An 11,619-nucleotide genomic window follows, 5' to 3' on the forward strand; every position below is an offset into this window, starting at 1 on the left:
GCCGGTGCAGCCGGTCTGTTCTGCCCCTGGTTGGCGGTTCTGGGTTGATCGGGGTGGCACCTTCACAGACGTGGTGGGCTGCAGCCCCGCCGGCGAGCTGCTGGTGCGCAAGGTGCTTTCGGTGCAGCCGGAGTGCCCGGGGGACCCGGCCGTGCGGGCGATAGCTGCCCTGCTGAGCCGGGAGCCCGGCGTTTTGGCCGGCAGCCCCCTGCCGCTGGGATTGGTACGGGAGGTGAGGCTCGGTACCACCGTGGCCACCAATGCCTTGCTCGAGCAGCGCGGCGCCGGGGTGGTGCTGCTGATCAACCGCGGCTTTGCCGACCTGCTCAGGATCGGCGACCTGCACCGCCCCGACCTCTTTGCCCTCGCCATTCAGCGGCCCAGCCCCTTGCGGGTGCGGGTTCTGGAGGTGGAGGGGCGCCTGGATGCGCAGGGATTCGAGCTTGCACCGCTCCAGTGGGGAGAGGATTTGCAGCAGCAGCTGCTGCAAGCCCAGGCCGACGGCTACAGCAGTTGCGCGGTGGCCCTGCTGCACAGCACCCGCAATTCCAGCCAGGAGCTGCAGCTGGAGCAGTGGCTCGCACCCCTGGGCTTCGAGGCCGTGGTGCTCTCCCATCGGCTCAGCAGCCAGCCCCGGCTGGTGCCGCGCGGCCAGACCGCCCTGGTGGAGGCGGCGGTGGCGCCGGTGCTGGGCCGCTACCTGCGCCAGGTGCAGCGGGCCTTGGGACCAGCAACCCGGCTGCGGGTGATGCGATCCAGTGGGGCTCTGGCAGCGCCTGAGCTGCTGCTGGCCAAAGACACGATCCTCTCGGGGCCGGCCGGAGGCATGGTGGGCGCCGTGGCAGTGGGCAGGAGGGCCCTTGCTGCCGCTGGGCTGCCGCCGCAGCCGATCGTTGGTTTCGACATGGGTGGCACCTCCACCGATGTGTTCCATTTCGATGATCGCTGCCTTTCAAACGCAGGCGGTGATCTGGCCTGGGAGCGCAGCCCTGCCACCGAGATCGCTGGGCTGGAGTTGAAAGCTCCGATGTTGCCGATTCACACCGTGGCTGCTGGCGGCGGCTCGGTGCTGCGCTTTGACGGCAGGCGGCTGCAGGTTGGGCCTGTTTCTGCAGGAGCTGATCCCGGTCCGGCGGCTTACCGCCGCGGCGGGCCGCTCACCATCACCGATGCCAACGTGCTGCTGGGCCGTCTGCCGCTTGCCGCCCTGCCAGCGGTGTTTGGCCCCAAGGGTGACCAACCCGCTGATGGGGAAGCGGTGCGGCGAGGGTTTGCGGAGCTGGCGCTTGAGATGGCCGAGGTGGCACCCGGGATCAGTCCGGAGCGGCTGGCGGCAGGGGCCCTGCAGATCGCCATTGAAACGATGGCGGAAGCCCTGCGCCGCATCTCGATCCAACGCGGCCACGACCTGCGCGAGGCCCTGTTGGTGAGCTACGGCGGGGCTGGCGGTCAGCATGCCTGCCGCCTGGCCGAGGTGCTGGCTGTGACGCGGGTGTTGCTCCACCCCTTGGCAGGGGTGCTTTCCGCCTATGGCCTCGGCATGGCCGAGCAGAGGCTGCTGCTGGAGTGCTCGCCGCGGTTGCCGCTGCGCCCCGACAGCCTGCCCCTGCTACGTCAGCGCTGCGCCGAGCTGGAGCAGCAGGGACTCGCCGACCTGCGCCGGCTGGGGGATTTGGCCGAGGGGGCCACTGGCCGGATTGGGGTGCAGCTGGAGCTGCGGGCCGCCGGCAGTGAGCGGGGTCTGGAGGTGGCGTGGTTGCCAGACGAGCAAGGGGTGGAAGACCTGCAGCGAGCTTTTAGCGCCGCCCATCTGCAGCGCTTCGGCTATCGCCCGGTGGGCGAAGACTGGATCGTGGAGCGCCTGCTGGTGGAACTGGCTCCCCCGGCGCTGGTTGCAGAGCAGGTAGTGGTTCGAGGACAGGCTGTTGCTGCAGCCCCGCTTGCCCCAACCACTCCTCTGTGGCTGGGCGAGGCGTCTGGCTGGCGGCCGGTGCCGCTGTGGCAGCGCTCCCAGCTGCAGCCCCAGCAAAGGCTCGCGGGGCCAGCCCTGATTGTCGATGCGACCAGCACCACCGTGTTGGAGCCTGGCTGGCAAGCCCTGGTGCTAGCCGATGGAGCCCTGCTGTTGGAGCGGGAAGGCGCGGCGGCGGCCAGCAGCGGGGTTAGCCAGGCTGGTGATCAGGCTGTTGAACTTGTGGAGCAGGGGCCCGATCCCACCCTGCTTGAGCTTTACAACCACCGCTTTGCCGCCATCGCCGAGCAGATGGGCGGGCGGCTGCAGCAGAGCGCCCGCTCGGTGAACATCCGCGAGCGGCTCGATTTCTCCTGCGCCCTCTTCGATGCTGCGGGTCAGCTGGTAGCCAATGCCCCCCATATCCCGGTGCACCTCGGTTCGATGGGCGACAGCGTGGTCAGCCTGCTTGCGGCCATCGCCCGGGGCGAGCGTCCCCCATTGGCTTCTGGCGATGTGGTGCTCTCAAACAATCCCTACAACGGCGGCACCCATCTTCCAGACATCACCGCCATCACGCCGGTTTTTGTCCCTGGCTTGGGCGACTCCCAGGCTGGGGTCCCTTTGTTTTTTGTGGCCTGCCGCGGCCACCACGCCGATGTGGGCGGCATCACCCCTGGCTCGATGCCGGCCTTCAGTCGCAGCATTGACGATGAGGGCCTGCTACTCGACAACGTGCCCTTTTTGAGCAATGGCAACTTTGATGAGTCGCTGTGGCGGCAGCGATTAGCTGCCGGTAGCCATCCCGTGCGCAACCCCGACCAGTTGCTTGCCGATCTGCAGGCCCAGGCGGCGGCTAATCGGCTGGGTGTTCAGGAGCTGGGGCGCTTGATTGAGCGCCATGGCCTCGAAGAGGTGCGGGCCTACATGGCCCACGGGCAAGCCCACGCTGCCGAGGCGGTGGGTCGGGCGCTGGCGCACCTCAGCAGCGGGTCTGCCCGGGTGGAGCTCGACCACGGCGCCTTCATCCAGGTGGCTGTTCGCATCGACGCTGAGGCTCGCCGGGTTCAGGTTGATTTCAGCGGCACCTCGCCCCAGCACAGCGGCAATCTAAACGCCCCCTTAGCCGTAACCAAGGCGGTGGTGCTCTACGTGTTTCGCTGCTTGGTAGGTGAACAGATCCCCCTCAATGCCGGCTGCTTCGAGCCGATCGAGCTGATCGTGCCGCCGGGCTCCCTGCTGCATCCCAATCCACCAGCGGCGGTGGTTGCCGGCAATGTGGAAATCTCCCAAGCGGCAGCCAACGCTCTGTTTGCGGCGCTGGGGGTGCAAGCCGCCGCCCAGGGCACGATGAACAACCTCAGCTTTGGCAATGGCCAATGCCAGTACTACGAAACGATCGGTGGGGGCAGCGGCGCCGGCATCCGCCCCGGTGGTGCCGGCTTTGACGGGGCGGCCGCTGTGCAGAGCCACATGACCAACTCCCGTATCACCGACCCGGAAATTTTGGAAACGCGCTTTCCGGTGCGGCTGGAGCGCTTTGGGATCCGGGCCGGATCGGGCGGGGATGGGCAGTTTCGTGGCGGCGATGGGGCGGTGCGGCAGTTGCGTTTTTTGGCCCCGATGACCGTTGCCCTGATCTCCGGTGCGCGGCGGGTGGCTCCGGCGGGGTTGGCCGGCGGGCTGCCGGGCGCCTGCGGCCGCAACACCTGGATTGGGGTTGATGGCACGAGCCGGCAGCTTGACGGCTGCTGCGAGCTGGAGCTCCAGCCAGGTGTTGCCCTCTGTATTGAGACCCCCGGCGGTGGGGGCTACGGCGCCCCCAGCAGGCCATGAGCCCTGTTGTTGTTAATTGGCCTGCGCTAGCGCTGGCGACGCTGCTGGCCTCACCAGCCCAGGCAGAGGTGCTGCAGGAGCGCAGCCAGCGCTTCCACCCCCAGTGGTCTGCCGCCGGCATGGTGGCCAGCCAGGAGCGCTGGGCATCGCTAGCGGGCGCTGAGATCCTGGCCCGTGGCGGCAATGCGGTGGATGCGGCGGTGGCCACGGCCTTTGCCCTGGCGGTCACCCTGCCCCAGGCGGGCAACCTCGGCGGCGGTGGTTTTTTGGTGCTGTGGCTGCCCGGGCCATCACCGGCTGCGGGCCGGGGCTGCCCCACCGCCCCGGAGCTGCGGCTTGGCCGCGGCACGGCGGTGGCCGTGAACTTTCGCGAGACGGCGCCCCTGGCAGCCACCGCTGGGATATTCCTCGGCCCCGAAGGCGAGGTGGATCGTCAGCGGGCCACCCGCAGCCTGTTGAGTGTGGCCGTGCCTGGCAGCCCAGCCGGTCTGTTGCTGAGCCAGCGCTGCTATGGCCGGCTCTCTCGGGCCGCCGTGATGGCGCCGGCGATCCGCCTGGCCAGCCGCGGTTTTCCTGTGGGCAAGGAACTGGCCGATTCCCTGCGCCAGGCCACACCCCTGCTGCAGTCGGACCCCACCTCCAGCCAGCTGTTTCTTAAGCGACCCCTGCGACCTGCCCAGCTGTGGCGCCAGCCCCTGCTTGCCGCCAGCCTGCGGCGCATCGCCGACCAGGGCGAGACGGGCTTCTACGAGGGCCCGATTGCTGACGCATTGGTGACCTTGATGCGCCAACGGGGCGGCTTGATTCGCCATGCCGACCTCAAGGGCTACCGGGCCCAGCTGGTGCGCCCCCTGCAGGCGAGGTTCCGCAACCATCCGGTGCTCACCATGCCGCCCCCCAGTGGTGGCGGGGTCACCCTGGTGCAGCTGCTCCAGGTGCTCGAGCCCATGCCCCTGGCCGAGCTGGGTCTCAACAGTGCCGCCAGCCTGCACCGGATGGTGGAGGCGATGAACCTCGCCTATCGCGATCGCAACCACTGGCTAGGCGATCCCGACCAGGTGGCGATGCCGTTGGAGCGCTTGCTGAGCGCGGCCCATGCGCAGCGGTTGCGGGCCCAGATCAGGCTGGAGCGCCATCGCCCCTCCAGCGAGCTAGCGGCCCAGGGCTTCCAGGTTGGCGGCACCAACACCACCCACCTTTCAGTGGCCGACCCTCAGGGCGGGCTGGTGGCCCTCACCACCACCCTCAACTTCGCCTACGGCAGTGGCATCAGCGTTCCTGGTGCCGGTTTCCTGCTCAACAACGAAATGGACGACTTCACCGCCAAGCCCGGTGTGGCCAATGCCTATGGCCTGGTGCAGGGCAGCGCTAACGCCATCGCCCCGGGCAAGCGTCCCCTGAGCTCGATGACGCCCACCTTGGTGTTTCGCCCCGATGGCCGGCCCTGGCTGGCTACCGGCAGCCCTGGCGGCAGCCGCATCATCACAACGGTGTTGCAGGTGCTGCTCAACCGCCTGGTGCACGGGTTGAATTTGGCCTCAGCCGTGGCCAGCCCCCGCATCCACTCCCAGCTCTGGCCCGATCAGATCAGCGTGGAGCAGGGGCTAAGCCCTGACACCGTGGGGTTACTGGAGGCGAAAGGCCACCGAGTAGTTGTTACGGCCGCCATGGGATCGGCAAACAGCGTTGAGGTGTTGCCGGAGGGCGGCAGCTTGGGGGTGGCCGATCCCCGCCGCCTCGATGCGGCGGCCATTGGCGAGCTGCCGCTCAACTGGCCGGCTGGCTTGGTGGGGCCGTGAGCAGGTTGATGGCGGAAAACGCCATGCCAATGCCAAACAACATGCCGATCGCCCAGATGCTGTCGGAGGGCCACTCGGCAATCAGCCCCTGCTCAGTTCGCCAATAGTCAGTTCGCCCCTAGATAGGAAGCCTGGAGGCTGTCGTCGGCCAGGAGTTGTTCGGCGCTGCCGCCGGTGCTGATGCTGCCCGCCTCCAAAACCAGGCCCCGATCGGCAATGGTCAGGGCGGCCTGGGCGTTTTGCTCTACAAGCAAAATGGTGAGCCCATCTCGGTGCAGCTGGGCTAGGGCGGCCATCACCTCGGCTACAAGCCGGGGCGCTAATCCCAGACTCGGCTCATCCAGCATCAACAGGCTGGGCCTGGCCATCAGGGAGCGGCTGATGGCCAGCATCTGCTGCTCGCCGCCGGAAAGGGAGCCGGCCAGCTGGCTGCGGCGCTCGGCCAGGCGGGGAAATAGGGCGTAGCAGCGCTCCAGATCTCTGGCGATTGCGGCTTTGTCCCGGCGCAACCAGGCGCCCAGGGCCAGGTTGTCGGCTACCGACTGGCGGCTGAGCACCCGGCGACCTTCCGGGCAGTGGCTGATGCCCAACTTCACGGTGCGCTCGGTGCGCAGGCGATTGATCAAGCCGCCATGCCAGAGGATCTCGCCGCCGGCGGGGTGAATCAGGCCGGAGATGGCCCGCAGGGTGGTGCTTTTACCGGCGCCATTGGCCCCCAGCAGGGTCACCAGCTCGCCGGCTTGCACCGTCAGATTGATGCCATGCAGAGCCGTGATGCTGCCGTAGCGCACCACCAGGTTGCGAAGCTCGAGCAGGGGCGCTTGGGGTCCGTTCATGCGCCACCGCCCAGATAGGCCTCGATCACGGCCGGATCGCGCCGCACCTGCTCGGGGCTGCCCAGGGCGATGCGTTGGCCGAAGTTGAGGACTGCCAGCCGGTCGCAAAGGCCCAACATCAAGGGCACATGGTGCTCAATGATCAGCACCGTCAGCTTGAACTGGTCCCGGATGCTCCGGATCAGCTCCCGCAGCTCATCTTTCTCTGAGGGGTTCATGCCAGCGGCCGGCTCATCGAGCAGTAGCAGCTGGGGACGGCTGGCCAGGGCCCGGGCCATCTCCAGGCGGCGCCGGTCTCCATAGGAAAGGCTGGCCGCGTTTTGGTGGGCAGCGGCTTCCAGCTGGAATAGGGCAAGCAGCTCTAGAGCCTGTTGATGCAGCTGGGCTTCGCGGCGGCGAAAGGACTGGGTTTGCAGCAGGGCCGCTAGGGGCGGCTGACGGCCGTGCTGATGCAGGCCCACGAGCACATTTTCAAGGCAGCTCATGCTGCTGAACAAGCGCAGATTTTGGAAGTTGCGCGCGATGCCGAGACGGGCAATGCGGTGGTTGCTGAGGCCAGCAAGGCTTGCCCCCCGCCAGCTCACGCGGCCGCTGCTGGCAGCGGTGAGGCCAGAGATCACGTTGAACAGGGTGGTCTTGCCGGCACCATTGGGGCCAAGTAGGCCAAAAATCTCGCCCTGCTGCACCTCTAAATCGACACCCTGCAAGGCTTGCAGGCCACCGAAGCGCACCCCCACATTCTCCACCTGAAGCAGGCTCATGGCTTTCCACCCTGCGCTGCTGGGGTGGGGGTGCGCCGCATTATTCGCTTGAGTGTCTTAAACAGCTCCGGGGTAATCACTCCTTGGGGAAAGAACAGGGGACCGACCAGAATCACGGCGCCAAAGACAATCAAGCGCAGGTCGCCGACCGGGCGCAGCAGTTCTGGTAAGGCGGTGAGCAGCAGGCCACCAAATACCGGACCCAGCCAGGTGCGCGAGCCGCCGAACACCACGAACGCCAGGGTGGTGATGCTTGCGTCGAAGTTGCCCAGCTTGGCGTTCCAGGAGTTGAGGAAGTGGGCTGCCACAACACCTGTGATCCCCGCCACTAGGGCGCTGAGTACAAAGGCAAGCAGCTTGCTGTCGGCGGTGTTGATGCCCTGGCTGGCGGCGGCTAGTTCGTCGTCGCGGATGGCGGCCATGGCCCGTCCGGGCCGAGTCTTTTCGAGCCGGTCGCATAGCCAGCAGATCAGCGCCAACAGCGCCAGGGTGAAGGCGGCGTAGCCAGCGGCGCTATCAAATGGCTGGGGGATGCCGAAAATGCCCAGGGCTCCGCCGGTGAACTCCAGGTTGAGGGTGACAACCCGCAGGATTTCGACCAGGGCGATCGTGGCGATGGCTAGGTAGATGCCCCGCAGCCGCAGCACCACTCGACCCAGGCCCAGGGCCAGCACGCCGGTGAGCAGGCCTGCTAGCGCCATCTCTAGCAAAACTGAAGTGATCGGGTAGGTGCTGCCGCTGCCGGCTAGGGCGGGCAGCCGCGTAGAGAGCAGGGCTGCCACCGTGCCGCCAATGGCGAAGAAGCCCGGGGTGGCGAGGGAGAGCTGGCCGCAGCGCAGGGGCAGGTACACCGATAGGCCCAGCAGGGCCCCAAGCAGCATTTGTTCGAGCAGGCCGGCATCCATGCTGATCACACCTTGTTGGGCTGGGGGCGGCCCAGCAGACCCTGGGGCCTGATCAACAGCACCAGGAACAGGAAGCCAAAGGAGACTGCATCTTTGTAGCCCGATAGGTCGGAGGGCACGCAGGCCTCGGCCAGTCCGATGATCAAGCCTCCCAGCACGGCGCCAGGCACGCTGCCGAGCCCGCCAAGCACCAGCACTCCCAGCCCCTTGAGCCCGTAGCCAATGCCGAAGTAAGGCCCGGCGATGCTGACGCTCAACCCCACCAGTCCGCCGGCCATACCGGCCAGGAAGCCACTGATGCCGAAGGAGATCTGGATCATACGGCTGCTGTTGATGCCAAGCAGCTGGGCGGTCACCGGGTCTTCGGAAACGGCCTGCAGTGCCTTGCCGCTGCGGCTGCCGTCTATCCAGATCGAAAGGGCTGCCAGCAGCAGGCCGGCTATGGCCAGCAGGATCACCTGCACGGTGCGCACCTTGGCACCGGCGATGCTCAGCGCAGCTGGCAGGGAGCCAAGGGTGCCCACCGGGATCGAATAACTCTCGGCTCCCACCAGCAGCTGGATCAGGTTCACCAAAATCACCCCGGCGCCCAGGCTGGTGATCAGGGCCAGCAGGGGATCGGAGCCTCGATCGCGCAGGGGGCGAAAGGCGATGCGCTCCACCACCAGGGCCACGGCGGCGGCAGCCACGCCCGCCAGTGGTAGGGCCAGCCAGAAGGGCAGGGCAAAGGGGAGCTGCAGGCCGGCCAGCAAACCATTGGCACCCACCGCGCCTCCAATCAGCAGATAGGTGAAGTAACCACCCAGGGTGAAGATCGCCCCGTGAGCGAAGTTGATCACCCCCAGCACTGAAAACACCAAGGTGTAGCCAAGGGCAAACAGGGCGTAAACAGCTCCTACCGAGAGCCCGTTGAACAGCAGTTGCAGCAGGCCTTCCATGCCGCTCCCCTAGGGCAGCAGGCTAAAGCGACCGCTTTTGCCCCCAGCATTCATGCGCACCTGGGCGACGAAGAAGTTTTTCTGAATCACCTCGCCCTCGGGGGTGAAGCGGATTTCTCCAAGGGGTGTTTGGTAGGTGCCGCCGAGGATTTCAGCCATCAAGGCCCGGCGGGCCTTGCTGACGCTGAGGCCCTTGAGCGGTCGGCTGCGATCGAGGCGAGCGAGCGCTTCGCCGATCACCTGCATGGCGGTGTAGGCCTGGGCGGTGAGCTGGGGTGGGATCGGGCTGACCTTGGGATTGCGGGCCTGGGCTGCAGCGAAGGCGGCAGTAAAGCGCTGGTTGGCGGGCGTGGCCAGCTCCGGGCTGTAGGCCTGAGCGATCAAGATGCCGTCGCAATACTTCTGGCAGATCGGGTAGATGTTTGGCGTGTTCATGCCATTGCCCACCACGATCGCGCCGCGGTAGCCGAGCTCCCGCAACTGGCGGATCAGGTTGCCGCCATCCATGGCCTGCAGCGACAGCACCACCAGATCGGGCTTCTGATTGAGGGCGGCGGTGATCTGGCTCTGGAAGTCCTGGTCGTTGAGCTGGGTGCGTTGCACCGTGACTGGCTTGAGGCCTTTGGCTGTGAGGGCCTGCTGGAAGATCACCGTCTCGGCGGTGCTGTACGCGTCGTCTTGGGCGTAAAACACCGCTGCCCGGCGGATGCCCGGGTTGAGTTGCAGGGCCTTGGCAATCGAGAGCGGCGCGATCACCGAGCTTTGGGCTGATACCCGGCTAATGAAATAGCCGATCTCCGGAATGCCGGTGGCGGTATTAGAAGGAGCCACCAAGGGCACGCCCCGGCGCTGGGCGATAGGACCGGCAGAAAATGATTGCTGGGAGAGGGTGGGGCCGATCAGGGCAAGTATGCCCCGGTTGATCTGCAAGGAGACGGCAGCGTTGGCACTGGGCTCGGCGCTGCCCCCGTCTTCGATGCTCAGGGCGAGGGGTTTGCCATTAACTCCGCCGGCGCCATTGAGGGTTGCAAGGGCGAGCTCGATGCCGATTTTTTGGTCCTGGCCGTAAACGTTGGCATTGCCGGTGAGGGCCAAAACTGCCCCAACGGGAACGCCCTTGCTGAGATTGACCGGACCTTGATCGTCTGAGCCCTGGCAGGCGCTGAGTGCCGCTGCAGCAGAGAGCAGGGCGGCCAGGCTGGAGGCAAGACGAAGCTTCATGGGGGCTGGGCTCAAGTCACTGCCGCGAAGCATTCGCGGAAGGCGGCGATGGTGGCGTCGATGTCGGCGTCGGAGTGGGCCAGGGAGGTGAAGCCCGCCTCGAAGGCGCTTGGGGCCAGATAAACGCCGCGCTCAAGCATGGCGCGGTGCAGCTTGCCGAAGCGAACCGTGTCGGCCGCCTTGGCAGCCTCAAAGTTGCGCACCGGGCCATCGCAGAGGAAGAAGCCAAACATGGCGCTGATCGAGCCACCGCAGATAGGCAGCCCGGCGCTGCGGGCAGCATCAAGGATGCCGGCGACCAACCGCTTGGTCATTACCTCTAGGCGCTCGTAGGTGCCGGGCTGCTGGAGCAGCTGCAGGGTCTTGATGCCGGCGGTCATCGCCAGGGGATTGCCGCTGAGGGTGCCGGCTTGATACATGGGGCCGGCTGGAGCCACCATCGCCATGATGTCGGCCCGGCCGCCGTAGGCCCCCACGGGCAGGCCGCCACCGATCACCTTGCCCATGGTGGTGAGGTCGGGGGTGACGCCGAATTTGGCCTGGGCGCCGCCGTAGCTGATGCGGAAACCGGTCATCACCTCGTCGAAAACGAGCAGGGCGCCGTTTTCCTTGGTGAGCTCGCGGATGCCCTCGAGGAAGCCTGGCTCGGGAGTGATGAAGCCCGCATTGCCCACCACCGGCTCAAGAATCACGCCGGCAATTTCACCGGGGTTCTCGGCGAAGAGCTGCTTGACGGCCTCCAGGTCGTTGTAGGGGGCGGTAAGGGTGCTGGCGGCGGTGCTGCGGGGCACGCCAGGGGAATCGGGCAGGCCCAGGGTGGCCACCCCGGAGCCGGCCTTCACCAAAAACATGTCGGCGTGGCCGTGATAACAACCCTCGAATTTGATGATCTTTTCGCGGCCGGTGAAGGCGCGCATCAGGCGCAGCACCGACATGCAGGCCTCGGTGCCGCTGTTGACGAAGCGCACCATCTCCACCGAAGGCACGGCTGCGATCACCATCTCGGCGAGGGTGTTTTCCAGGGCGCAGGGGGCGCCGAAGCTGGTGCCCTTGTCGAGGGCCTCGTGCAGGGCTGCGATCACCTCCGGGTGGGCATGGCCGCAGATCGCTGGCCCCCAGCTGCCGATGTAGTCGATGTAGCGGTTGCCGTCTACGTCCCAGGCGTAGGAGCCCTTGACCCGATCGAAGACGATCGGCTGGCCACCGACCGACTTAAACGCCCGCACCGGCGAGCTGACGCCACCTGGCATCAAGCTCTGGGCAGCATTGAAGAGCTCCTGGGAGCGGCTCGTGTTAAGGGCAGAACCCGAGGCCGGGGCGGAGGTGGCAGCCGAGGTCAAAGCGGAACCCACAGAGAAACAAAACCGTCAAC

The 11,619-nt window shown here is 66.7% G+C and carries 8 protein-coding genes; 2 read left to right on the forward strand and 6 right to left on the reverse strand.

Annotated features, from left to right (window positions below):
• Positions 1-4: 4 nt before the first annotated feature.
• The gene (locus U9970_RS03120; protein WP_322765257.1) at positions 5-3,787 is read left to right on the forward strand and encodes a hydantoinase B/oxoprolinase family protein; all 3,783 of its coding nucleotides are present in this window, start codon (positions 5-7) and stop codon (positions 3,785-3,787) included.
• Complete coding sequence (ggt, locus tag U9970_RS03125; protein ID WP_322765258.1) at positions 3,784-5,586, forward strand: gamma-glutamyltransferase; 1,803 nt, start codon at positions 3,784-3,786, stop codon at positions 5,584-5,586. Before U9970_RS03120 ends, ggt begins: the two co-directional genes overlap by 4 nt.
• A 107-nt stretch (positions 5,587-5,693) precedes the next feature.
• On the opposite strand, the gene U9970_RS03130 is transcribed toward ggt, so the two are convergent.
• Genes U9970_RS03130 through hemL form a run of 6 tightly spaced genes read right to left on the reverse strand, consistent with a single transcriptional unit; the run spans position 5,694 to position 11,497 of the window.
• Positions 5,694-6,422, reverse strand: coding sequence for an ABC transporter ATP-binding protein (locus U9970_RS03130; RefSeq protein ID WP_322765259.1), 729 nt, complete (start codon positions 6,420-6,422; stop codon positions 5,694-5,696).
• Positions 6,419-7,183: an ABC transporter ATP-binding protein gene (locus tag U9970_RS03135; protein ID WP_322765260.1), complete on the reverse strand. Its 765-nt coding sequence runs from the start codon at positions 7,181-7,183 to the stop codon at positions 6,419-6,421. Before U9970_RS03135 ends, U9970_RS03130 begins: the two co-directional genes overlap by 4 nt.
• Positions 7,180-8,088, reverse strand: a complete 909-nt coding sequence (locus tag U9970_RS03140; protein WP_322765261.1) for a branched-chain amino acid ABC transporter permease — start codon at positions 8,086-8,088, stop codon at positions 7,180-7,182. Before U9970_RS03140 ends, U9970_RS03135 begins: the two co-directional genes overlap by 4 nt.
• A gap of 5 nt (positions 8,089-8,093) precedes the next feature.
• Positions 8,094-9,026 carry a branched-chain amino acid ABC transporter permease gene (locus U9970_RS03145; RefSeq protein WP_322765262.1) on the reverse strand — a complete coding sequence of 311 codons (933 nt, stop codon included), beginning with the start codon at positions 9,024-9,026 and terminating at the stop codon, positions 8,094-8,096.
• Between the two features lie 9 nt (positions 9,027-9,035).
• On the reverse strand, positions 9,036-10,262 hold the full coding sequence (locus U9970_RS03150; protein ID WP_322765263.1) for an ABC transporter substrate-binding protein: 1,227 nt from the start codon (positions 10,260-10,262) through the stop codon (positions 9,036-9,038).
• Positions 10,259-11,497, reverse strand: a complete 1,239-nt coding sequence (gene hemL / locus U9970_RS03155; RefSeq protein WP_322766000.1) for a glutamate-1-semialdehyde 2,1-aminomutase — start codon at positions 11,495-11,497, stop codon at positions 10,259-10,261. The genes U9970_RS03150 and hemL overlap by 4 nt, the downstream gene beginning before the upstream one ends.
• Positions 11,498-11,619 lie beyond the last annotated feature (122 nt).

The sequence above is a fragment of the Cyanobium usitatum str. Tous genome (assembly GCF_963920485.1).
Classification (GTDB): Bacteria; Cyanobacteriota; Cyanobacteriia; order PCC-6307; family Cyanobiaceae; genus Cyanobium_A; species Cyanobium_A usitatum_A.

Excerpts from the sequence above, each read along its gene's own strand:
- U9970_RS03130 (WP_322765259.1), bottom strand. The coding sequence starts at position 6,422 with ATGAACGGACCCCAAGCGCCCCTGCTCGAGCTTCGCAACCTGGTGGTG.
- U9970_RS03145 (WP_322765262.1), bottom strand. The coding sequence starts at position 9,026 with ATGGAAGGCCTGCTGCAACTGCTGTTCAACGGGCTCTCGGTAGGAGCT.
- U9970_RS03140 (WP_322765261.1), bottom strand. The coding sequence starts at position 8,088 with ATGGATGCCGGCCTGCTCGAACAAATGCTGCTTGGGGCCCTGCTGGGC.
- hemL (WP_322766000.1), bottom strand. The coding sequence starts at position 11,497 with ATGCCAGGTGGCGTCAGCTCGCCGGTGCGGGCGTTTAAGTCGGTCGGT.
- U9970_RS03135 (WP_322765260.1), bottom strand. The coding sequence starts at position 7,183 with ATGAGCCTGCTTCAGGTGGAGAATGTGGGGGTGCGCTTCGGTGGCCTG.
- ggt (WP_322765258.1), top strand. The coding sequence starts at position 3,784 with ATGAGCCCTGTTGTTGTTAATTGGCCTGCGCTAGCGCTGGCGACGCTG.